This is a genomic window from Leptolyngbya sp. DQ-M1 (assembly GCF_039962505.1).
Taxonomy (GTDB): domain Bacteria; phylum Cyanobacteriota; class Cyanobacteriia; order Leptolyngbyales; family Leptolyngbyaceae; genus Leptolyngbya.
This window is the reverse complement of record NZ_JAMPLJ010000008.1, coordinates 118,061-142,311: the sequence shown is the minus strand read 5'-3', so window position 1 is coordinate 142,311 and position 24,251 is coordinate 118,061. Positions and strand designations below refer to the sequence as shown.

The window sequence follows — 24,251 nt, the reverse complement described above, 5'->3', positions numbered from 1 at the left end:
TTCACAGCTCAAACCGGATGGCTATAGATTCTAATCACTATTTATTGATTGTCTACTTTGCTTCCGATCGCTTGTTGTACTGCTTCTAGAACTTATTGATTGTCTACTTTGCTTTCGATCGCTTGTTGTACTGCTTCTGGAACAGCGCTGAGGAAGTCGTATCCCGTTTTAGCTTCAAGCTGATCCACGCTGATGCGATAGTCGCGCCAAGTTTTATCTTTGATTCCTTGAATGTTCGGAACATTTACCGCAATCACTCTGGTTTTAGCTGTGACATCAGCCGCTTTAGAGCTGGGTTGATCCATGACGATAATCACTTTCCAGGTTGAAGCGGGGATGGAAATTTTTTCAGCGCCGATCGTCCCTTTTTCGCCCAGCCCACCGGCAATAATGTAAAGTTCTTTGCCAGTGTTGACCAGTCTGCGCGACTCGCTTTCTAGACCTTCCCACACATCGCGATTGTTATCAGGAGTTTGCGGCAGAATGTTGGTCATGAAAAAGGTCGCGGAATTCGTTTGCAGATTGCGAGTGCGATCGGCAGAAGGAGTGAGGTGTCCGCGATCGTAGCCACTACCGTTGTAGTCGCTGGACTTTACTTGATACCAGCCTTTTGGCAGGATCGGATCAGGGCGAAAATCATTAGAGCGGGGAACTGTGCCAAGCCAGCTTTTATTCAGTTGCCAACTTGTCCAGTTAGGGATGTGTTTGCTGTTGTTGTAAGACAGTGCGTAGGAACGAGTATTATCTGCGATCAGGTAGTCGTTTGCATTGGCAATATCGGGTGTAGCTTTGCTGGGAATGCCCATTGCGAGGTGAACGTTTCCTACAATAGGGGGGAGTAACGGTTGACTACCGATCGGTGCTTTAGGTCGATTGAGTAGAAAAGCACAGCCCACTACAGTAACAACGAGAAGGGCGACGATCGTCAAGATTTTCCAGCGAGATTTCAACATGGTGTATTTTATCTTTCTGAACCCATTATGCAGCGAATCTGAGCGGTAGGATGGATCTGCTGTGATAGTAAAAGTATGTTACCGACTGAGTTATTGATTCAACGTTTTAATGGTGAAGAGATTGTCCCCAAGCGATTGCTGCTTGATGAGAAAGTTTTGTCGATCGCTGAAGAGTTGATCACGTTGTTTCATGAGGCGCAGCACGGAACGAGGGGCGAATTGAATCGACAATTACAAGCGATCGAGGGCGAAGAAACCGATTATCGAGTTAAGCGCGGTTTGGCACATCTGCTTAATAGTGCGTTTAGTACGTTTGAAACGGTGAGTCCACTTGATCCACTGATGCTGAGAGAACGGGTATTTGCCTTGTCAGCACAAAAAATTCCAAGTGTGTTGGAGACTGAGCAGACAATCGGGCAAGTTGCAAAGATGCTGAGTCAGGAGTTGAACGCTGAAGTTTTTCCAGAGCAAGTCAAGTCGGGATTGTATGCAGATTTGCCAGAAAACCAAATCCTAGTTAGTTTTGAAGCTCCAACACCGGAAGCTCTTGTCCATCGTTACAATCTATCGCAAGTGCAAGGGGTGTTTTATCGAGCAAGTCATCTCGTAATCAATGCACATCGCAATGATCCGGGACAGTATAAGCTATTGTTCCGGTATATGAAGCTGTTTCAGTTAATGACTTACATTGAAGGTGATGCGGATCATGGATTTACTTTGACGATCGATGGCCCGACTAGCTTGTTCAAGCCTTCCACACGGTATGGATTGGCGATCGCAAAGTTACTTCCAGCTTTACTGCATGTGACGCGCTGGAGCTTGTCGGCTGAGTTGCAGGTTAATGATAGTTATTCGGGTAAAACGCGCCAAGGTCGATTTGCGTTAGATTCCGACTGTGGATTGGTCAGCCATTATCCACCAGGGAAGACCTATGATAGTTTGCTTGAGGCGGGGTTTGTCGATCGATGGAACAAAGCTAAAACAGAATGGCGATTAGAACGTGAGGTCGATCTAATTCCGATTCCGGGAAGCGTGATGATTCCTGATTTTCGGGTGGTGCATCCTGATGGCAGGACATTCTTGGTTGAAATTGTAGGCTATTGGCGACCAGAGTATTTGCGGAAGAAGTTTTCGCAGGTGCGCCAATCCGGGCGGGATGATTTGATTCTGGCAGTGTCAGAGCGATTGAACTTAGAGAAGGCGGGAGTGAAGGTTTCGGATACGCCTGCTCGGATTGTTTGGTTTAAGGATCAATTGTTGCCGAAAGCGATCTTAGAGGCGTTGAAGCGATAGTATTAGCAGGAGTACAGTTTCCCTTTAGAGTGGGAATTCTAACAGCAGTGAATTGCTTGAACAAGGTTCAGGCTGTTAGGGACTTTTATGGAAATTAGCAACAAAGAAAGAATTGGCAAGGCTTTAGAGTGCTTACACAAGGGCTTATATCCTTGGGTTGAACAAAAAATGCAGGCTATGTATGGCACTGATTGGATGCGGCAAGCTAGTGAGCATCTGAAAAATCATCAGAAAGGAGAACAATCAATCGAAAAGGTTATCCGCGAAGATGTAGTTGCACTACTCAAAATTATCAATGGCGAATGGGAGAAAAAAACCTTTAAGAGCACTCTCAATCTGCGCGATCGCGCTCTTGTTGAGGAACTAATTGGAGTCCGGCACCAGTGGGCGCATCAGAGTACCTTCTCGATTGATGACACTTATCGAGCCGTAGATACTGTATTTCGATTGCTTAAGTCCATTTCCTCTCCTCAGTTAGAGGAAATTGAGAAGCGAAGACAAGAGGTACTTCGTATTCTCTCTCAAGACCAAGTGCGGCATGAAGGACAGGGCATTACTGTTTCACCTGCCGAAAATGCTCGAATTCGGCAGAGACTTGATAAGTTGTTGCAGCGTCTTCCATTTCAAAATGCTGCTTTGCTGAACCAAGCACTCACACACACCTCATACAAATTTGAAAATCCCAATACAGGCGAAGATAATGAGCAGCTAGAGTTTCTTGGCGATGCTTTGCTGACATTTTTGAGCGGCGATTTTTTGTACAAGCGCCATCCACAGTTGAAAGAAGGCAGGATGACTCACCTACGTTCAAAGCTAGTAGATGCTTCTCAGTTAGCAAAGTTTGCAGTTGAGTTATCGCTAGGAGAATGGATGCGGCTTGGAAACGGTGTAGAGAATGATGGAGGTCGGGGTAAACCATCGCTATTAAGTAATGTATTTGAAGCAGTTGTAGGTGCTTATTATCTTGATTCTGGAGTTGAAGCAGTACGAGATTTCGTGAATTCTTTGTTTGAGAGGGTTATTGATGATGCTTACCCTACTGAGGAAGCGATTCAGTCAGCTAATCTTGATGCAAAAAGTCGCTTACAGCAGATCGTTTTAGACCCTTCTTTTCTTAATAACCCTAATCGCAAACCTCCTAGATACGAAACAATTCGCTATGGTGGGACTGATAACGATCCAGAATATCTATCTATTGTTCATGTCGCTGATGGCGAGTATGGTCGAGGGAAGGGTCGTAGTAAAAAAGAAGCTGAAAAGCGAGCGGCTGAGAATGCACTAGATCAACTTGAGTTTTAGCAGAATGAGATCGAGCGGTAACAGTAATCAGCTCAAGTTATCGCTTCCTAAATAAGATGTGCCTTAAAGCAGACTTAGCAAACTTTGTGGGTGTTTAGAATAAGGGGCTTTCGGTCAGTTTTGCGATCGCAGCACTAATTCTTTAACACCAGGAAGACTTCACCATGTTATTAAAAGGCGTACTGTTAGATATTGATGGTACATTAGTCGATAGTAATGATGCTCACGCTCATGCTTATGTGGAAGCATTTGCGGAGCATGGATATGATGTAGAGTTCGATCAAGTTCGACCTTTAATCGGCATGGGCGGAGATCAATTAATTCCGCGAATTGTGTCGTCACTATCTGGTGAAGAAGGAGAAGGAAAAGAGATTGCCGATCGACGCAAAGAACTGATCATGCAAAAGTATGGTGCTGATTTAGCTCCGACTGATGGTTCAAGACTGTTAATCGAAAAGCTAAAACAGTCCGGGTATGAATTAGTGATTTCTAGTTCAGCAACGAGCGAAGAACTCTCGGTTTTGTTGAAAGCGGCTCAGGTTGATGATCTTTTAGACCAAAATATGGCAACGACCTCAAGCGACGCAGACGCTTCTAAGCCTGAACCCGATTTGATTGAGGTAACTCTGGAGAAAGGGCATTTGAAGCCGAATGAGGCGATTATGTTGGGAGATACGCCTTATGATATTCAGGCAGCAAACGCTGCTGGAGTAGCAGTGATTGCATTTCGCAGTGGAGGATTTTCGGATGAGCAATTAGCAGAGGCGATCGAGATTTACGATAGCCCTGCGGATTTGCTGGCTCATTTTGATCAATCTCCTTTGGCTCAATGATGTAATTTTTCAGCAGGGTCAATAGCCGCTTATCCAGTATGTAAGGCTTCTAGAAAACATTAAGACGACGCTATTCTATCCTCAGAGGGTTACTCTTAGCTCAAACTTTGCTCTAATCTCAGCATAGTTTAATTCCCTGCTCTTAAAGAGTAACCCTGTGATGTTCATGCCCCTCGATTTTCTGCTGCGATCGTTCGCAGGCTTGCTGACTATTGCTCTACTGGGCGGTAGCGGTTACATTCTGCGTCAGTGGTACGAGGGAGAATGGCAAGACGATCGCTGGTTATATCTAGGCATTGGACTCTTACTCTGGTCATTCTTGGGCTTTTTGCCGGTTCTACTACTGCGTCGTCTTGGTCGGGATGAACCTAAACCTTACCGCAGCAACCAGGTTCAACGCCTAGTTCGACCGGATGGCAGCGAAATTAAAGTTGAGTTCTATGGAGATGACCATGCTCCCCCGCTGATTCTGACGCACGGTTGGGGGCCGGATAGTACCGTGTGGTACTACGCCAAGAAGCAGCTTGCTCAACAGTTTCGCGTGATTGTGTGGGATCTGCCTGGATTGGGTCAATCTAAAAAGCCGAAAAATCGCGACTACTCTTTGGAAAAATATGCTCGTGATCTGAATGCAGTCTTGGAGATAGCAGGAGATCAGCCTGCTATTTTGCTCGGACATAGTATGGGAGCAATGGTTCTGCTCACCTTCTGTCGATTGTTTCCAGAGCGACTTGAACAACGAGTTGCAGGCTTGGTCTTGGTAGATGGAACTTACACCAATCCACTGAAAACGACCATTCTCAGTAAACTATTGCTAGCACTGCAAAAACCTCTGCTAGAGCCTTTGCTATATCTTGCGATCGTGCTTTCTCCACTACTGCATCTGACAAGCTGGCTCAGTTATTTGAATGGTACGACCCTGCTAACCACAGAAATTTCTGGCTTTACCGGAAGAGAAACACGCGGACAGCTTAATTTCTCTAGTTTAATTGGTATCAAAGCACCACCAGGAATTTTGGCGCGGGGCGTTCTGGCAATGTTTAGATTTGATGAAACTGCAACGTTACCGAAGATAACAGTTCCTACTTTAGTTGTAGTAGGTCGATCGGACATTGCAACTCGACCGATTGCGAGCGATCGTATGAGTCGAGAAGTCCCTCAAGCACAATTGGAGGTCTTGTCTCCAGCGGGGCACATGGCGCTAATGGAACAGAATTGGCGATTTGCAGACATCATTCAAACCTTCAGTCAGTCCTGCCTAAGCTCAAAGCGGTGGAACAAGTTCTAACGTTCTTAATTGCCAGATTTTTACAGTGTTATCTGAACTACCACTAGCGAACCACCTGCCGTCTGAGCTAATTGCGATCGCATTGACCGCTTGAGAATGCTCACTCAAGGTGCAAAGAAGGTCTCCAGTGCTAAGGTTCCAAAGCTTAATCGTTTTATCATTGCTGCCGCTAATCAAGGTCTTGCCATCGGGACTAATCGCGATCGTGCAAACAATATCGAAATGTCCGGTCAAGGTTTGCAGCAGTTCTCCAGAATTCGGCTCCCAAATCCGGATTGTTTTGTCTTTACTCGCACTTACAAGACGATCGCCTTGCGGATTGAGCGCGATCGACATAATGGAATTCTGATGCCCACTTAGTGTCCGAATCTGCTGACCTGTCCTCAAACTCCACAGCCTAATTTGATTATCCAGCCCGCCACTGGCAACAATTTGACCGTTTGGGCTAACCGCTACAGATCGCACCATCCCTGACGTAGTGAAGCTTTGCAGCAGTTCCCCAGTCTGCAATCGCCAAACGCAAACGGTGCGATCCTCACTACCACTGACGAAAAACTGTCCATCGGGACTCAGCGAGATCGCGTTCACATCGCGCAAATGACCGCAGAGCGATCGGATTAACTCACCACTGGGTAAGTCCCAAATCTTAATCGAATCATCATCGCTACAACTGACCAGTCGCCTCCCATCAGGACTAAACGCAAGCGAATTCACCGATTTTGTATGACCGATGAGCGCGCCTAACCGTTCGCCTGTGCTTGCATCCCACATGAAAATGCGATCGTCTAAACTCCCGCTGACCAACGTGCGTTGGTCTGGACTAATCGCGAGTGATATCACCCAAGTGCTGTGACCGCTCAAGGTGTAGAGACATTTTCGCGGCTGTGAACTCTTTGAAACATAGCGGGCGGCGCTCGTGGGTATCGAGGGCGGAGGCGGAATGCTCGGTCGCGAAGGGCGCAACTCCGGCGGCTGTGTTGCGAGGACTGGCGCTGTCACCTCGTTGCTTTCAAACTCCCTCATTGCACCAACCGCAGGCGTAGATAATGCCATTCTTAGGTCATGCATCGCTTCATCGGCAGTTTGATACCGTTCGCTCACTAGATCCCTGAGCAAGCGATCGAGAATTTGCCCGATCCTTTGGCTAATGCCACCGCCGCGCCGCTCCAGGTGTTCGCGCCAAAGCCAGCGCCCCGATATTGGATCATGCAGTTTTTCAGGTCTGACTTGAGTGAGTAAGTAGATACAAGTTGCACCTAAGCTGTATAAATCGCTTGCAGGATAAGCTTTGCCGTTTCGCAGTTGTTCGACGGGGGCATAGCCTTCTGTTCCGATTCTGGTTCCGGGCTGAATCGCATCCGTCTCCGGCAACACCTTGGCAACGCCGAAATCAATCAGCACTAATCGTCCGTCTAGCTTGCGGCGAATAATATTGGCAGGTGTAATGTCACGATGAATCACATTGCGATCGTGAACAAATTTCAAAATCGGCAACAGCCGCACTAACACTTCTCGAATCTTTTGTTCGTTGAAGACCCCAGTTTGGGCTAGTTCTTGCGCCAGAGTCGCCCCCTCAATGTACTGCTGCACCAAATAGAGGCGCTGTTCCTGCTCAAAATAAGCCAAGAGTGTGGGAATGTGGGGATGCTCTCCGAGTTCATGGAGTCGGACGGCTTCTTGTTCAAACAGTTGAATCGCTTTGTTCAGCGCCTTGGTTCCTTTGCTCTGCGGCAAAAACTGTTTAATTACGCAGCGAGTTCCTAAGCGATCTTCATCGATCGCTAAAAAAGTCTTGCCAAATCCGCCTCGTCCGAGCGGTTGCACAACGCAATAACGTCCTCTGAGTTTCATCAGAGTGCCGCAACTCTGACAGCGTTCAAGGCGATCTGGATTCTGAGGCTGGGGGCAGTCAGGGTTAATACAGTACGTCATACTCAGAGGAGGCGCGATCGTTTTTCTTTAGAGTGATCTTTTTCGCCTAATTTTGAACAAACCTGTTGAATTTTATCGAAGATGTCTGACTCAATTACCGTGACCGTAAAGCTATTTGCGGCGTATCAGGATGCTTACGGAGTGCCAGAACTAACACTAGAATTGCCTCAAGGCGTGAGCGTTGAGCAGGTGTGCGATCGCATTCTGTACGATCGTCCTCAGCTTGCGCCGCTCAAGGGTATTACTCAATTTGGCATAAATTTGGAATTTGTTTCCGCAGAGACGATCGCCCAAAACGGCGATGAAATCGTTCTAATCCCGCCTGTGAGCGGTGGTTGAGCAATCCCGACAAAAAATATCGGATTTGTTTGACTCGATATTTTTCGCGTGATACGATTTCAAGCGAAATCACAGTCAAACGATAGAGAGCTTGCTGATAGGGAGTTTCGAGAGATGACCGTTACCCATTCCAAAATTCGTTCTAGCCAATCTGCTTTTGAAGCGCTCAAGTGTAAAGAGTGCGGCGCAGAATACGAGCCAAAAGCAACTCATGTATGCGAGATGTGTTTTGGCCCGTTAGAAGTCAAATATGATTACGATTGGCTCCGCAAAACAGTCACTCGCGAAACCATTCAAGCAGGCCCGAACTCAATTTGGCGCTATCGTCCGTTTCTCCCCGTTGAAACCGATAACGTCATTGATGTCGGAACTGGGATGACTCCCTTGCTGCAAGCAAATCGTTTGGCGCGTCGGTTGGGTCTGAAGAAGCTGTACATCAAGAATGATGCAGTGAACATGCCGACCCTGAGCTTTAAGGATCGCGTCGTTTCGGTAGCATTGAGCCGCGCCCGTGAATTGGGCTTTACCACGGTTTCTTGTGCCAGTACCGGAAACTTAGCCAACTCGACTGCGGCGATCGCTGCTCATGCAGGTCTCGATTGCTGTGTGTTCATTCCGTCTGATCTTGAAGCCGGAAAAGTCCTCGGAACGCTGATCTACAGCCCAACTGTGATGGCAGTTCATGGTAACTACGACCAAGTGAATCGCCTCTGTTCTGAAGTGGCAAACACCCACGGTTGGGGATTTGTAAATATTAACCTGCGCCCCTACTATTCTGAGGGTTCAAAAACTCTGGGCTACGAAGTGATCGAACAGCTTGGATGGCAACTGCCAGATCACATTGTTGCTCCGTTGGCATCGGGTTCACTCTTCACCAAGATCTACAAAGGCTTCCAAGAGTTCGTCGAAGTGGGCTTGGTTGATGAAAAAGCGGTTCGATTCAGTGGCGCACAAGCGGAAGGATGTTCTCCGATCGCCAAAGCCTTTCAAGAAGGACGCGACTTCATCTCCCCGGTGAAGCCGAACACGATCGCCAAATCGATTGCAATCGGAAATCCCGCAGATGGTGTTTATGCGGTCGATATCGCTCGGAAAACCAACGGCAACATCGAATCGGTCACCGATGCTGAAATTATCGAAGGCATCAAGCTACTGGCGGAAACCGAAGGAATCTTCACCGAAACCGCAGGTGGAACGACGATCGCAGTGCTGAAGAAATTGGTCGAAGCAGGCAAGATCAATCCCGATGAAACGACGGTCGCCTACATCACCGGAAACGGTCTGAAGACTCAAGAAGCAGTACAAGGTTACGTCGGCGAACCGTTCACGATCGAACCGAAACTCGATAGCTTCGAGCGTGCATTAGAAAGATCCAGAACGCTCGATCGTCTAGAGTGGCAACAAGTTTTGGTTTAATGTTTTAGTTCTTTCCACATTGTTCTAAGGTTATGGCTGTTAAAGTTTTAATTCCAACTCCTCTGCAAAAGCTCACCAACGATCAGGCAACCGTTGAATGTAGCGGCGATACCATTGGTACGCTGTTAGAGTCGCTTGAATCTAACTGTCCAGGTATTAAAGCGCGGTTGTGTGATGAGCAAGGACAATTGCGCCGCTTCGTCAACTTCTATGTGAACAGCGAAGACATTCGCTTTCTTGATGGAGTGAATACGCCGCTTAAAGATGGTGACGAAGTGAGCATTATTCCTGCGATCGCGGGTGGCTAATTTACGTTGATAAATTGATTTCAATCTCCAGGCTGCTTCAAGCGTCTGGAGATTTTTAGTAAGACTCCTCGAAGAAACTGCCAGTAAGAGCAGGTATAGCAGTGGTTATATAGCCATAACCGCTTGTTTTCCAAGCAGTGAAGAGATTGATTTTCTTCAGGGGGTGACAACGCCGCTACAAAGCAGGCTGGATGAGGGAAATGGCACGGCTGTGTCGCAAAAAATTCTGACTACGCTACAGAAAGAGCAGTTACACGCTAAAACCTCGGTTCTTGCACAACAGATTTAGCGTACCTTAATTTTTTTGCGACACAGCCACAACTTCCGCATCGGATATTGAAACCCATTCATAAACCTAGTAATTTGAGGGGGTTGAGTCCTTTGCACAGCAGGAGTGCGTTTCATGCAACCCCGTCAAAGCATCATCGATTTATTTTCAACCTTTGTACAGTTTAAGGCTGACAGCTTTGGGGGATGGGCAACAGATGCACGATTGCGGCGCAGCATTCAAACACATTTATCTGAGCGATCGGAGCCTCACGCAGATACTTTTTGGGTCGTTTATTGGCAAAAAGTCTGGCAACAGCACTCAGATAAAAAGACAGCGTTGGGGCATCTATCTGCGTACCTGCAAGAGGCTTGTTACTGGAGTGCATATAGAACGATGCCGTATTTGTCACAATCACGGTATCGCTTATCAGATTGTTTTCAAGTGGCGATCGCAGAGGTGCCAAGAATTCTCAAGGCGCGAGATCCTGATTATCCCGGCAGTCTGAAAACTTATGCCAGTCATGCCTTTAATAATAGTATTCGAGATTTTTTGCGGCAGAGTCGCGAAATTGATTTATGTAGCGATTGGGGATTGTTATTAAAAGTCAGTCGTAAGCGATTGGTAGAGTCTTTACAGAATGCGGGCTTGAATACGGATGACATCGATCGCTGGATTCTAGCGTGGTCGTGTTTTGAGTCGGTTTATTTGCCCACAAAATCTCCCAAATTGCGTCAACTTCCTGCACCTAATCGGGAAACGTGGGACGCGATCGCCAGTCGCTACAATCAGCAACGCCATCAACTGCGATCTCCTGGCGATGAGGCAAGTGCGGATGTGATCCAGAAATGGTTAACGGCTTGTGTCAACCGTGTGCGATCGTACCTCTATCCTGCTGTCTCTTCGCTGAATGCGCCGAAGTTGGGCGAAGACACCAAAGAAATTCAAGATGACATAGTTGATCCGGCTCAAGAGTCATTGTTGACAGACTTGATTTCTCAGGAAGACCTTGAGGAACGGCAGGCGCAGCGATCGCAACTCAATCAAGTTTTAGAAGCGGCGATCGCCAAACTTGATCCTGCGAGCCAAGAGCTGTTGCAGCTTTATTATCAACAAAATTTAACTCAGCAGGAGATTGCAAAACAATTAGGAATCCAGCAATATGCTGTATCTCGCAAGCTTAGTAAGGCACGCGAGGCTTTACTATCAGCGCTTTTGCGTTGGAGTCAGGACACTTTGCATATTGCACCAACTTCAGACGTGGGAAAACAAATCAGCGCGGTATTGGAAGAATGGCTAATGGAAAAGAGGGGATGAGGATCGATTGAATCGTACAGACACTTAAACAACAGTTATGGACAGCATTACGCAACTAGAATTACAAATTTCCGCAGCGATCGATCACCGCGCTTGGCAACACAGTCAACGCTACTCGATGCCGAAAGCACAGTGGACAGCATATCTGAATCAGGTTTGTTTGGAGACAGTTTTACCGTGGTTGCAGGCGGAATACGCGTCGCGATCGACGGCTTCTTTGACCGCGTGGGACTTGATTCAGGGTTGCGCCATTGAGTGGAATGAAAAACGCTTGGTGCTGATTCCAGAGAAAAGTTTTGACACGAGTGAACTGAGAGTTCCACAAGAATGGATTGATGTTCCTAGCTGGGTTGGAGACTATTATTTGGCGGTTCAAATCAATCCCGATGAGTCATCCCTGCGGATTTGGGGATATACCACCCACGCACAGATCAAGGCGCTCGGACAGTATGATTCCAGCGATCGTGCTTACAGTCTCAATGCTCAGTTTCTGGTTCAGGACATGGCAGTGTTGTGGGTGATGCGTCAACTCTATCCAACGGAACTCACACGAGTTGAGGTTACAGAATTACCATCGGTTGCGGAAACACAAGCAGAAAATTTATTGCAACGGCTGGCGACTGTGGAGCAACCGCGCTTAGAAATTCCGTTTACGATGTGGGGATCATTACTGGAAACGCGATCGTGGCGAGAAAGATTACATCAACTGCGTCAAGGTCGCAATCCGAATACAACGGTTGCAACGAATTTGCGGCAATGGCTAGAGAACTCGTTTACGGCGGGATGGAGCGCGATCGAGGCGTGGCTGAATCCCGAAGAATTGGCATTCAGTTTTCGTCAAACAGAGATCGTGGAACTGACTGGGGTTCGACGAGTGAAACCGTTAGAGTTTGCAGAACAAACAGTTCTGTTGATGCTTGCCCTCGCTCCCGAAGCGGATGGTCGAGTCAGCATTCGAGTGCAACTTCGTCCGGCAGAGCGTTCTCAGTGCTTGCCAATGGGTTTGTCGCTATCGCTGGTTTCTGCTTCGGGCGATGTTGTGCAATCGGTTCAAGCACGGGAGCAAGATAACTCAATTCAGCTACAACGATTCAAGTGCCCTGCTGGAACTGAATTTAGTTTGCAGGTTGCATTGGGCAATGCGGTTCTAACCGAAGCGTTTCAATGTTAAAACGGCTCGATCTGGGAAACAGCCTAGTAAATAGATTCGGGGCTATAAAAACTTAGTCCGCGACGATGAACTTAGGGGAAAAACCCAAAGTTTTGTAGCCAATTCAGGAATCAATGCAACAGAGGCTGCTATTCATTCGTCAAAGCACCAAATCCATGAGCACGAGATTTATCAAATAGAGGTCAACGGCTCTCCCTATCCATTGTTCAACGATCGAGCCGAGACATCACTGAAGCTGTCTACTATCTACCTGCTATTTCGTCGAGGACTTATGAACAAGCATCTACCGTTTGTTGGGGTTGCACTCTCTGTTGCTCTAGTTGGGTGCGAATTTACGTCTTCAGTCGTGATGTCCTCGATCGCTCCGCTACCTGCTCAAGAAACCGCCTCGGTCACGCCCTCTCCCAGTCCACCGCCGGATCTCGTGGGTCAAGCGCTCGATCGGGGCGATGTCGCGGAAGCGGTTCTACAAATTGAGCGGCGATGGAAAAAGCAATACGAAGAGTACTTTCAAGGAAAGTTCACAACTCAAGTGCTGTCTGCTCCTCAAATCGTTGAGTCTCTCGAACAAATTAACCGTCGCACCGGACGCAAATCTGCTTTGCTGTACGCGATTCCGGGGGCAAATCATCTCGATTTAATGTTAGTAACGGCAAACGGTAGACTGATTCATCGCCGGATTAACGCAGCTAATCGAGCGGCATTGACTAAAACGATTCAAGCCTTTCGCATGGGCGTGGTTCGGGAAGACTCAGACCCAGAGGATTATCTACAACCCGGTCAACAGCTTTATCAGTGGATTGTTGCCCCCTTGGAGCCGCAGTTACGATCGCAAGGCGTTAATCAACTCATATTTTGTCTTGGAGCAGGATTACGAAGTACGCCATTAGCGGCTCTGCATGATGGCAAACAGTTTTTGATCGAAAAGTATAACTTGGCAATTATTCCTGCATTTAATTTGCTCGATCGCCAAGCGCGAACGTCAACGAACACCAGAATTTTGGCAATGGGTGCATCGACTTTCAACAATAAGCCACCTTTGCCTGGTGTACCGATCGAGCTATCAGCAATTACTCAACCGCCTTGGGAAGGAACGGCGTTGCTCAATCAAAATTTCACCCTCAAAAACCTGAGAGCCGTACGGGAGAGAAAGTCTTACAGCATTGTTCATTTGGCGACCCATGCTGAATTTGCACCCGGAGATGTCAATCAGTCATACATCCAGTTTTGGGATCAGCAGTTGCGGCTCAGTCAGCTTCAGGACTTAGGGTTACGCAATCCGCCCGTGCAGTTGTTGGTGTTGAGTGCCTGTCGGACGGCTTTGGGGGATAGTAAAGCAGAAATGGGCTTTGCGGGGTTAGCCGTGCAGTCGGGAAGTAAAGCGGCGATCGCGTCGCTCTGGTCGGTGAGGGATGCGAGTACATTGCTCCTGATGCAGGAATTTTATCGGCAACTCAAAACGGCTGAAGTAAAGGCGGATGCGTTACGAGAGGCTCAGATCGAAATGATTCGCAACTCAGCTAAAATTCGGCAACGCCTCCGCAATCAGCCCTCGTTTTCAGGGATTGTGCCTTCGATCGATGAAAACTTCGCTCACCCACATCACTGGGCAGCATTTACGCTAATTGGCAACCCTTGGTAGAGGATAAAAATCCAATTAAGCACATCTGAGGGGCAGAAATTTCGTCCATTGAGAGCGATCGACTGCATATTTCTCCAAACGCAAACGTGGCTAAGGCTATCAATCGGATTTTGCTGTCCTAACCTTCTGTTTGTGAGGCTTGCCATGACTTTTCCTAACACTCTGCTTCAACTCCGGCAATGGTTACAGAATACCTTTACGGCTCATCGGCAACCATCAGATTCAGAACAGAGCAACAAACCGTCTATCATGCATCAGTTTCGGCACACAGTTGAACTAGCCGATGCGCCAATGCAGCAAACCAAAGTGTTAGAACTCGGAGAACAAACGCTGTGGCTTTTAGTTAAATCAGAAAAGAAGGGCGATTGTTTGGGCAGTGTGCGGAGTGTTAATCGCGTTTCGGTTCGAGTGCAACTTGGTTCTGCTGAACCCACGGCGATTCTGCCCACAGGGGTTCGTTTGTCATTACTGTCAAACTCAGGAGACGTTGTGCAATCGGTGACGGCTCGTGATCAAGATAATGGCATTCAACTGAAGCGATTTCGTTGCTCGATCGGGACACGATTTAAGCTACAAGTTTCGTTAGATTCGGCAGATTTAACGGAGAGATTTATAGTTTAGGAAGTTGGCGGAGTTCTTGCTTATTTTATGTAACAGATAGCGATGCTCACTATGGATTATCTAATTGTTCTCAATCTTGGGCAAGGCAATTGGCAAGACGGATTTCCAACCGTGATCGCTCAACTTTGGGAATCTGGGCGATCGACTCCCATGCAGTTTACCGGAAGCTTACCCGCGATTCCGGGAATCGTCGATCGCTATCAACGATGGCGATCGCTCTACACAGCGCTTTATGCTCATTTAGGATGGCGACAAACGCGCCATCCAGACTTTGAAATTGATGAAGAAGAAGTCACTCACATTTCCGCCTCAGAATTTCATCAGCTATCTCACGATCTGCAACTTCAATTGAATGCGTGGCTGAGTGCGAGTTCTTTTCGCGTTATCGATCGACAGTTACGGACTCGCCTTTCACCCCAAGATCACATTCGGTTAATGATTGTTGCGAAAGACAATCAGATCTTAAAATTGCCGTGGTGTTTGTGGGACTTTCTCACCGACTATCCCCATGCTGAAATTGCGCTAAGTTTGCCGGAATTTGCTCGATCGCTGCAACTCCCAGCTCCGCCTCGACGCAAGAAAGTGAGAATTTTGAGCATTCTTGGCAATGCGAAAGGCATTGATGTTGAGCGCGATCGCAAACTTTTAGAAAGTTTGCCACATAGTGAAATTCATTGTTTAGTCGAACCGACCGCGCAAGATTTACAGGAAAAAGTTTGGCAAGCGAATTGGGATGTTTTATTTTTTGCTGGACATAGTTCAACCAGCGAAAAAGGATACATTCAAATCAATCAAACGGAAACTCTCACGATCGAACAACTCAAATACGGCTTACGCCATGCGATCGCACAAGGTCTAAAGCTGGCAATCTTCAACTCCTGTGACGGCTTGGGGCTGGCTCAGGATCTTGCCGATCTTCAGCTTCCCCAAGTCATTGTCATGCGGGAACCTGTTCCGGATCTAGTTGCCCAGGAATTCCTCAAATCTTTTCTCAGCGCTTTTTCCAGGGGGCAATCCCTGTATGCTGCGGTTCGGAAGGCACGAGAAAAACTGCAAACTCTAGAATCTGAATTTCCGTGTGCAACTTGGCTGCCCGTGATTTGTCAAAATCCCGCAGAAGTACCACCAACTTGGCAAGATTGGTGTGGCCAAAAACGCAGGCTTCTACCACCGATGACGCAATCGCAAGCTAAAACGATCGCACTGAGCACGCTGCTGGTTACAAGCTTGATTGTTGGGACACGCTGGTTTGGATTGTTGCAACCTTTGGAACTCCAGGCGTTTGATATTCTGATGCAACATCGCCCGATCGAGCCACCTGATCCACGTTTATTGATTGTTCGAGTGGAAGAGGAAGACATTCAGAAACAACCGGAGAATGCTGGCTCACTATCTGATGAAACGCTAGAGCGCGTTCTCGAAACGCTAGAGCAGCATCAAGCGCGAGTAATTGGACTTGATTTGTATCGAGACTTTCCAGCCCGCCGCTCTAGCTTAAAGAAACGCCTTCAACAAATGACCCAGAACGATCAGCTAATTGCGATCTGTAAGCGTCCTGATCCAGAATCGAATGATCCGACAGGAATTGCACCACCCCCTGGAATTGGGCAATCAGAGGTTGGTTTCAGCGATTTTCTCGAAGATGGGGACGGCGTGATTCGGCGACAGTTGTTATTCGCGAGTCCTAATACGATCGCAGCCTGTTCTGCTCCCTATAGTCTGAGTGTGCAGCTAGTCTTTCGATATCTGTTTGCACGACAACCCCAGATTGCGCCCACGTTCACCTCGAACAACCATTTACAGCTTGGTTCCACGGTGTTTCCAAGCTTAACTAATCCAACCGGGGGCTATCAACGCTTTGATGCACGCGGAAGTCAGATTTTGCTCAACTATCGATCGACAAAATTTCCCCAGGACATGGCTCAACAAGTTACTGTGCGTCAGCTCCTGGGTGGACAAATCAATTTAGCGGCAATCAAAGGTCGCATTGTGCTAATTGGGGTCACGGCTTCCAGTAGTAAAGACTATGCTGCAACCCCTTATGGTAGGAGTTTTTCGCAAAGACTGCCCGGTGTACTCATTCATGCACACATGATCAGCCAGATGCTCAGTGCTGTATTGGATAAGCGCTCCTTACTCTGGGTCTGGTCGCCTGGAATTGAAATTTTATGGATCGGAGGATGGACGCTTCTAGGAGGACTGATTCTATGGTGTTTTCGGCAGGTCAACTGGATTGGATTCGCCATGGTCGCCAGTATTGTGGTACTGATTAGCGGCTGTTGGCTGATTCTCACCCAAGGCGGCTGGATTCCATTGATCCCTGCACTATTGGGTCTCATTCTGAATAGTAGTATTGTTGCCTATCATTTTTTAGCCCATCGTAACTAACAACAGGAGACGCTTCCCATGACCTTTCTAGCCTCTATGAAAACTGCCTCGGCTGCATTAGGGGTTGTTTTGATCGGTACAGTTACGATCGCTCAATTCTCGAATGCTCAACAGCGAATTAACTTTTCTCCGCCCACGCCTCCCGATCCAGGGACTCCTTCTGACCGAGGACAGGCCGGAGGCTCTCGCGGTCCCTGTGATGATGTCTACACAGGCCTAGCTGCATTAGTTCCATCACCTCATGCCAATGTACCTGCAGATCGTTGGGGCTTAACAGTCAGCGATCGACCAACGGTCTGGTTCAATGTTCCCACCGGAATTACTGCGGGAACACTTGCAGAGTGGAGATTACGCGACGCAACGGGTAAGACGCGCTACAAAACATCTTCCCGCTTGCCGAAAACGAATCCCGGTGTCATTGGATTCTCCATTCCGGCAAGTGTGCCGCTTGCGATCGCCACCTATCAATGGGATCTCGCCCTCTATTGTGATAGTGTAGGCAATTCTGCTAGTGATCCGAACAGTAATACTTTTGATAGACCTTTAGTTCGTAAAGGTAGGATTCAGCGCGTTGCAACACCTCCCGCGTTACAACAGGAACTTAAACAAGCCAAAACCCCCCTAGATCGAGCCAAGCTTTATGCAAAATATGGCATTTGGTATGACGCTCTTACTGCTTTGGGTGTACAGATTCAAGCATCTCAAAACAATCAAGTGGTTCTTGCTGCCTGGAGAGATTTACTGCGGCAACAAAGGCTAGAGGGAAAAACCTCTGCCACTGTAACTCCGTGCTGTCAGCCATAGCTCAAGCAAAGTAGGAAGCCAATTGATCCAGAACAACTCGTTGCGATCGTTATTGCGTTGACCCAGCAATTTTGCTAGTTCGTTTGTGAATCAAAGGGACGACAGTAATTTGGTGTTCTGTTTGGTCGATCGAGATTTTTGCTAGACCAAATTGCTCGATCGCCCAAGCATTCGTTGATAGATGCAGACTGATTTGAGCGGCTCGGTACTGGCTAGAACTTGATGCCAACGCCGCAGGTAAGAGCAATTGATCGGCTAGATGAAGATCAACGGGCATTCCAGTCTTGTGAAAGTCTAAAAATTCTTGAACTGCGATCGCTGCCACTTCTTCGGCAGGCAATCCAAGTTTTCCAATGGCTCCAAAGCCTGCTCTTGTTTGCTCATATTCGGCAGTCAGAAAAACACCCGCACCCGCACCCACGCCCTTGAATCGTCGTGCTTTCACCTGTGCTTTGAGCTGGGCTTCCGCTAACAAGTTTTCTGCACGACTCGCCATCCGCTGGGGAATGTGAGATGGGAGTTCGGTCACGATCGCTAATCCTTTAATCTGTTGTAGAGATCCACGCTCTAGTAATTGAATCGGGTGGAGCGAACCCACACTACCACCCTTGCCGCTCACTCGTAGTTGAATTTCACCCCCTCCGCGTGGATACCAGCCCCAAGCCAAGATTTCTATCTCTGCCTGAACTCCCATGCGCTGCAAGGTGGGTAGATACACTTGCTCGATGTACGAAGCGGGTGGGCTGAAGGGGATGAACGTTCCACCTCTCAAGGTCACGGTTGATGTACCTGTTGTGAGTGCTAGGGGAAGTAAAACGGTTTGCAGAATCAGCGTTACGGCTCCAGCAGATCCAGTTCCAAGGGTTTCAGCCACATCAAAGGTATAGTCTCCGACTTGGACGGGTTGTGTCGGAATAAACTCTAGTTGAGTGGAGCCAACCTTATCACCGATAATTTCTGCCTGACAGAGCGCTGCTGCTGCCCTGACTGCGGTGAGATGTTGAATCGCGAGTCCGGGTTTTGCCCGTCGTGCCCGAACGCGGTCGATGCGAATTGGTTGCCCCGTAATCGCCGCTAAACTGAGGCTTGTTCGCAGGATTTGTCCGCCGCCTTCTCCATAGGAACCATCAATCTGTAGCATGTTAGATATCTAGAATGACTTGTGCTGACCAACCTGTATCAGTCTTTTTTAGTTCAAATTGATGGAGTGTGACAGCTTTGACATCCACTCGCTGGTGATGGCGATCGCGATCTAACCGTTCGCCTTGCGTTGTTGCAGTGAGATGATAGATTGCTGCTTGCTCTTTGATCTGAATTTGTTGCGCCCTCAGTAAAAGTAGTTCACTATCCTTGTAGTAAACAAACTCCTGGAGAAAGTTGAATAACAATAAATCGAGCGCGTCATCCTCTAGATTGAACGGGCGCGTTTCAGTCAGTACGATCGCATCTAGATTTTCAATCATTGTGTTGATCACCGCATCGCCTGCAGCTTTGAACACTTCCTCTAGATCGGCTCCCCAGGCATAGAAGGCAATATCCGCCGTTGCAACTTCCTCTAGAAATTCGTAAGGCATGGGGCTATTCTCCTGACGATCGTTCACAAGCTTGCAGGCGGTCGCAAATGTTAGATTGAAACTGACGCACTTGTTTACCAATGAACACGAGTTCTGTCGCGGGAGCATCAAACAATTCTAAATCCCAGCGCCCTGCCACAAAATTGAAGAGATGTGTACCCTCCGGAAATTGAATGAATCCTTTTGCTCGATAGATCGTTGAGTTCATAGAATCGGCAAAGGTTTCAAAACAGGCGCGATTGTAAACCGATTGAGCAGTGTAGCTAAACGATTCAACCTCTAGCTGATGTTGATGGTGCGGAGCAGGTTGTAAGCGTTCTCGAGCAATGCCAAACAATAGATCCAGATCAACTTGGCATCGAACGGTACGGACAATGAACGCTACTTGATTGAATGACTGAAGTTTATGGATGACTGTTTCTAACTCAGTTTCAGTCACTAAATCAACTTTGTTCAACAGAATGAGATCAGCCGATTCAATTTGAATCCGAGAGGTATGGCCAATTTGAGGATATGCCACTAGACCATCAGCATCCATCACAGTGACAACTCCATCGAGCCGCACTTGAGGCAAGCTTTCTTGAATATCAAACACTAACGCATCGGGTTCCGCTACGCCCGTTGTTTCCACAATGATCTGATCCGGATTGACCGTTGCAATTATTTCATCCACCGCCGCTTCAAATTCACCCAAGAGCGAACAGCAAACGCAACCGCCACCTAAATCTGCCATTTCAACGTTTTTACCTTGAAGGATTTTGGTGTCGATCGCAATCTCTCCAAACTCGTTCATCAAAATTGCCAACTTTCGCGGCATCACATTCAGAATGTGTCGCAACAGTGTGGTTTTGCCGCTGCCCAAAGGCCCCGTAACAACGGTAAGGGGTGTACGTTCTGTCATAGTTCACCCCTTGATATTGCCGATCGGCGTTAACTTCGCGACTCGTTGACTAATGCCTGCGAGTTCTGCCGCTTCGATCACTTCATCCACGTCCTTGTAAGCGCCACCTGCTTCTTCTGCAAGTCCTGAGGAAGATGTGCTGCGAACATAGATGCCCCGTTGCTGCATTTGCTTCTGTAGCACATCTCCACGCCAAGTTTTCCGAGCTTTCGTTCGACTCATGGTGCGTCCGCTACCATGAGCCGTACTGTAAAACGTTTGATCGCCTGTCGCAACTCCGGTAAGCAAGTATGAGCCAGTTTCCATGCTGCCCCCAATGATCACAGGCTGTCCGGTTTCTTTGTAGCGTTCTGGCAGGTCAGCCATTTCGGGAGCAAACGCGCGAGTGGCTCCTTTCCGGTGAACGAGCAGCGATCGCTCCTTGCCATCCACAATATGTTTTTCTAACTTTGCAGTGTTGTGCGACACATCATAAACGAGGTGCATTCCTAGATCTTCTGCTGATTGTCCAAACACTTGCGAAAACACTTCTCGAATGCGGTGCAGAATGACTTGGCGATTGGCAAAGGACATATTGATACCGCACTTCATCGCCGCGAAATAGGCTTGTCCTTCGGGAGAATCAAACGGCGCACAGGCAAGCTCTCGATCGAGAACCTTAATCCCATACTTGCTATCCATCACTTTAAGGAATCGCTGCAAGTAATCGGTTGCAACCTGATGCCCAAAGCCTCGGCTACCGCAGTGAAACATGATCACCACTTGATCCGGTTTGGTAATCCCCATCTGCTTTGCCAATGCTTTATCAAAAATGTTTTCTCGCTTGGCAACTTGAATTTCAAGATAGTGATTTCCCGATCCTAATGTCCCGATTTGATGGAAACCCCGATCGATAGCTTTCTCACTGATCTTGCTGGCATCGGCTCCCTTGATACACCCTTGTTCTTCCATGAATTCCAGGTCATCTTCCCAACCATACCCATTGTTGATGCACCATTGCGCTCCTTGCTCTACCGCCTTGCGAAAGTCATTGCGCGAGAGTTTCACAAAGCCAGTGCTACCGACTCCAGCCGGAACGCGATCGTACAGCTTATCAACGAGTTCCTTCAGATGCGGCTTCACGTCTTTATACGTTAAGTTCGTGGTTACCAACCGCATTCCGCAATTGATGTCAAACCCGATACCGCCCGGAGAAATGACACCCCCTTGCTCGATGTCCATCGCGGCAACGCCACCGATCGGAAAGCCATAGCCAAAGTGACCATCAGGCATACAGAGTGCATATTTGGTGATTCCCGGAAGCGTTGCGACATTCGTAATCTGATCGTAGACGGCATCATCGAGTTCCCGAATCAGCTTTTCTGTCCCATAAATCCGAGCCGGAACCCGCATCCCGTCTTTGTAGGATGTGGGGATTTCCCAGATGACATCAGAGATTTGAGTTAAGACCTCGATCGAAGCCATCGCATCACCTTCCTACGTGATCTCAGTTTGATCTTGGCAAGCCATAAGACATCAATGCTTGTATCGAATGGAGGATCTGATCGAACACTAATTTTTCTCGATCGAGCTTTGGAGGCTCATGCGTCAGCTTTGAGCGATCGTGGGCTAGCTTTGGAAGCTCGTGCGTCAGCTTGAGAAGCTTAAGGGGCTAGCTCTGGAAGCTCGTGCCCCAGCTTTGAGAGGTCAGGGGTGAGCTTTGGGTAGGTGAAGGGAGTGCGAACGCTTCAGTGGAGCGGAGCTTGCGTGAGTGGAGAGTGCTGGATGTCAATTAGTAAGTATTTCTTGAAGGAGTAACGAAGCGCTTTAAACCAAGGGATATTATACGGGCATGGATTCTGCATAAAACGCTACTTCGGTATGATATACAGAATCTTAGTCTGAATAAAGTCCTTTTTCAGAATGATATACAGATCTCCGTCTAGATAACGTTCTGATTTGGTGTGTTAAACAGATTATTGTCTGCCTAATCATTCAGTTTGGTGTGTTAGACAGAATCTTCGTCTGGGTAATATGCTGTTCCAGAGTGCTATGTAGATCTCCATCTTCTTAAAATCCCAATCTGGGGAATTAGACAGAGTAGGGCGAGTCAAATCCGCCTAAATAAGAGTTAGACCCCTAGGCTTCGGTTAAGTGATGTTTTGAAACTAGTGGTTGGCTTTAAACACTGAATTATTGCAATTTTGATATCTTCATTTATTTGCAAATTTATTTGTATATCTTATCACAAAATTGAGCTTATTTGAGCTAACTAATGGTATTAGAAGTATCTAGAATTTCTAGGAGTAACCATGGGATGTGATGAAATTCTAAAGCAAGGAGTTTTCAATCAAGTCATAATCAATGCTAATAAAAGCGTTGAGGAGAACCTGTACGACTGGCTAACAAGCGTAAGCTATGGAGAGTTTAAACAAAAGCAAGATGCTGGCTTAAAAGTTGGGTTTCCTATTGAAGGAATACCTTATGAAGTAGGTGGAAGTTGGTCTGAAGATAAATTTAATGAGTGGAGGCAAGCGGTTATTGGTGAAAGGTCTCGAAAGTTTAAATCTAATGAATTCATGCAAATAGTGAGTCTAAATGCCTCTGACACTATAGTCAATGCTTGGCTTGCATGTATGGTACCGGGAGGTGCCGGGCTTAAAGGATCTCTTGAAGTTGTTAATGAGCCTGACATCATTTTTACAGCCAATTGGACCCCAAATTCCATGACGGATTACCCTCCAAAGGTAAAGCCGGGTGGATTTATTGTTTCAGGAGCAACAGTTGTAGGAGGAAATCTGGAAGAGGGTATGGAGATTCCTTTGAGCGGTCATAAGGTTCTCCTTAGAAGGGATGGGCACAGCGGAGTTACTGTTATATTGAACACAATAGGAGAAGATGCACAGGGACACGCATATCAAGGGGGTATACCGGCAATTCCACCAATCCCACCTATGCCTCCACTAAACCTCCATGTTTTTACACATCATGAAGGGCATCAAAGAAATTATCCAGTAGCAAGTTTTACCGTACCTGACGGCTATAAGATAATCAGTGGTGGAGCAAAAGTAAATTGGAATGGATACGGCAATCTACTTACAGCTTCTTTTCCAGATAATCGAACAACATGGGTTGCGAAGGCAAAAGATCATGGAACTGCTGATCCTGCAACTATAACAATTCGAGTAATAGCGCTTTATGATCCTAATAATGAATGGGAGGTTGAAATTGAAAGTGAGCCTAGTGGACCTGAACACCATCCTGGAAGCGTAGCAACACTACTAAGTGAATATATTCTGACGGGTGGCGGCGCACAAGCTCATTGGACAACCGAGGGGAGTCTACTTACAGCTTCTTGTCCTCAAGGATCACAAAGTTGGAAAGCTAGCAGTAAGGATCACGAGTATCCTGAGGCAGTTTTAATAACAGCTTATGCAATTGGAATTCGACCCCGAAATGGTGCCCAGAATCCTGAAATGAAGATTTTCCCAAAAACAAGCCCTGCAGAACAACACCCATCGGTTGATGTTCCTGTTGAACCTGGATACACCCTTGTAGGAGGTGGCGCTCAAGTAAATTGGACTGGACATGGCAATCTACTTACAGCCTCTTATCCATCTGAGGATGGAACCGCATGGCAAGTGAGCAGTAAGGATCATATTAATGCAAGTCCTGCTACAATCACAGGCTATGCAATAGGAGTTAAAGTTTGATAGAAAGTTGTCAAACGCAAACGCTTATACCATAGGCAAATTATGACGTTGAGAAACTTGATACTCTGGCGTCTATGCGATTTTGCAAGCCTAACGCAATCGGTCTAACACAGCGTTGGAGCGGCGATCGAGAACTTTTCGTCTATGTTGCAGGTTTCTCATCGCCGCTCAACTGTGTCGTTATGAAGCCTTGCAATAGAGCGATTTAATGA

General features: G+C 47.4%; 20 protein-coding genes. 14 read left to right on the top strand and 6 right to left on the bottom strand.

All coding sequences use genetic code 11. From position 1 onward, the window contains the following. Positions 1-92 precede the first annotated feature (92 nt). Entirely contained in the window at positions 93-953 is an 861-nt protein-coding gene (locus NC981_RS21365; protein ID WP_348244757.1) for a DNA/RNA non-specific endonuclease, read from the bottom strand. A 75-nt stretch (positions 954-1,028) separates the two neighbouring features. Between NC981_RS21365 and NC981_RS21360 the strand changes: the two genes are divergently transcribed. The 4 genes from NC981_RS21360 (at position 1,029) to NC981_RS21345 (ending at position 5,666) form a co-directional block, all read left to right on the top strand. Beyond that, positions 1,029-2,246, top strand: a complete 1,218-nt coding sequence (locus NC981_RS21360) for a DUF790 family protein (protein ID WP_348244756.1) — start codon at positions 1,029-1,031, stop codon at positions 2,244-2,246. 87 nt (positions 2,247-2,333) lie between these two features. Next, a complete protein-coding gene (gene rnc, locus NC981_RS21355; RefSeq protein ID WP_348244755.1) occupies positions 2,334-3,545 on the top strand; it encodes a ribonuclease III in 1,212 nt (403 codons plus the stop codon). Between the two features lie 164 nt (positions 3,546-3,709). Continuing rightward, entirely contained in the window at positions 3,710-4,378 is a 669-nt protein-coding gene (locus NC981_RS21350) for an HAD family hydrolase (RefSeq protein WP_348244754.1), read from the top strand. A 166-nt stretch (positions 4,379-4,544) separates the two neighbouring features. After that, complete coding sequence (locus NC981_RS21345) at positions 4,545-5,666, top strand: alpha/beta hydrolase (RefSeq protein WP_348244753.1); 1,122 nt, start codon at positions 4,545-4,547, stop codon at positions 5,664-5,666. On the opposite strand, the gene NC981_RS21340 is transcribed toward NC981_RS21345, so the two are convergent. Further along, positions 5,643-7,598, bottom strand: a complete 1,956-nt coding sequence (locus NC981_RS21340) for a serine/threonine-protein kinase (RefSeq protein ID WP_348244752.1) — start codon at positions 7,596-7,598, stop codon at positions 5,643-5,645. The two genes, NC981_RS21345 and NC981_RS21340, sit on opposite strands and share 24 nt — an antisense overlap. Before the next feature lie 81 nt (positions 7,599-7,679). Here NC981_RS21340 and NC981_RS21335 point away from each other — a divergent pair, with 81 nt between their 5' ends. The 9 genes from NC981_RS21335 (at position 7,680) to NC981_RS21295 (ending at position 17,872) form a co-directional block, all read left to right on the top strand. After that, positions 7,680-7,937 carry a MoaD/ThiS family protein gene (locus NC981_RS21335; RefSeq protein WP_348244751.1) on the top strand — a complete coding sequence of 86 codons (258 nt, stop codon included), beginning with the start codon at positions 7,680-7,682 and terminating at the stop codon, positions 7,935-7,937. 114 nt (positions 7,938-8,051) lie between these two features. Next, the gene (thrC, locus tag NC981_RS21330) at positions 8,052-9,353 is read left to right on the top strand and encodes a threonine synthase (protein ID WP_190377434.1); all 1,302 of its coding nucleotides are present in this window, start codon (positions 8,052-8,054) and stop codon (positions 9,351-9,353) included. Between the two features lie 32 nt (positions 9,354-9,385). Then, the gene (locus NC981_RS21325) at positions 9,386-9,661 is read left to right on the top strand and encodes a MoaD/ThiS family protein (protein WP_190377435.1); all 276 of its coding nucleotides are present in this window, start codon (positions 9,386-9,388) and stop codon (positions 9,659-9,661) included. 403 nt (positions 9,662-10,064) lie between these two features. After that, positions 10,065-11,246, top strand: a complete 1,182-nt coding sequence (locus tag NC981_RS21320) for a sigma-70 family RNA polymerase sigma factor (protein ID WP_348244750.1) — start codon at positions 10,065-10,067, stop codon at positions 11,244-11,246. 37 nt (positions 11,247-11,283) lie between these two features. Next, positions 11,284-12,417: a DUF1822 family protein gene (locus tag NC981_RS21315; protein WP_348244749.1), complete on the top strand. Its 1,134-nt coding sequence runs from the start codon at positions 11,284-11,286 to the stop codon at positions 12,415-12,417. Positions 12,418-12,688: 271 nt separating this feature from the next. After that, positions 12,689-14,059, top strand: coding sequence for a CHAT domain-containing protein (locus NC981_RS21310; protein ID WP_348244748.1), 1,371 nt, complete (start codon positions 12,689-12,691; stop codon positions 14,057-14,059). Positions 14,060-14,203: 144 nt separating this feature from the next. Further along, positions 14,204-14,680 (top strand): DUF1822 family protein, encoded by a 477-nt coding sequence (locus NC981_RS21305; RefSeq protein WP_348244747.1) that lies wholly within the window; start codon positions 14,204-14,206, stop codon positions 14,678-14,680. A gap of 51 nt (positions 14,681-14,731) precedes the next feature. Continuing rightward, positions 14,732-17,068 carry a CHASE2 domain-containing protein gene (locus NC981_RS21300; RefSeq protein WP_348244746.1) on the top strand — a complete coding sequence of 779 codons (2,337 nt, stop codon included), beginning with the start codon at positions 14,732-14,734 and terminating at the stop codon, positions 17,066-17,068. Between the two features lie 18 nt (positions 17,069-17,086). Further along, positions 17,087-17,872: a DUF928 domain-containing protein gene (locus tag NC981_RS21295; RefSeq protein ID WP_348244745.1), complete on the top strand. Its 786-nt coding sequence runs from the start codon at positions 17,087-17,089 to the stop codon at positions 17,870-17,872. Between the two features lie 49 nt (positions 17,873-17,921). Here the strand turns inward: NC981_RS21295 and rtcA are convergent, their stop codons facing one another. From rtcA to NC981_RS21275, 4 genes are read right to left on the bottom strand one after another with little or no spacing between them, the layout of a single operon-like run. Further along, positions 17,922-19,013 (bottom strand): RNA 3'-terminal phosphate cyclase, encoded by a 1,092-nt coding sequence (gene rtcA / locus NC981_RS21290; RefSeq protein WP_348244744.1) that lies wholly within the window; start codon positions 19,011-19,013, stop codon positions 17,922-17,924. A gap of 1 nt (position 19,014) precedes the next feature. Continuing rightward, positions 19,015-19,446 (bottom strand): archease, encoded by a 432-nt coding sequence (locus NC981_RS21285; protein ID WP_348244743.1) that lies wholly within the window; start codon positions 19,444-19,446, stop codon positions 19,015-19,017. 4 nt (positions 19,447-19,450) lie between these two features. Further along, positions 19,451-20,347 carry a GTP-binding protein gene (locus NC981_RS21280; protein ID WP_348244742.1) on the bottom strand — a complete coding sequence of 299 codons (897 nt, stop codon included), beginning with the start codon at positions 20,345-20,347 and terminating at the stop codon, positions 19,451-19,453. 3 nt (positions 20,348-20,350) lie between these two features. Then, on the bottom strand, positions 20,351-21,811 hold the full coding sequence (locus NC981_RS21275; RefSeq protein ID WP_348244741.1) for an RtcB family protein: 1,461 nt from the start codon (positions 21,809-21,811) through the stop codon (positions 20,351-20,353). An 827-nt stretch (positions 21,812-22,638) separates the two neighbouring features. Here NC981_RS21275 and NC981_RS21270 point away from each other — a divergent pair. Next, positions 22,639-24,039: a hypothetical protein gene (locus NC981_RS21270; RefSeq protein WP_348244740.1), complete on the top strand. Its 1,401-nt coding sequence runs from the start codon at positions 22,639-22,641 to the stop codon at positions 24,037-24,039. Positions 24,040-24,251 lie beyond the last annotated feature (212 nt).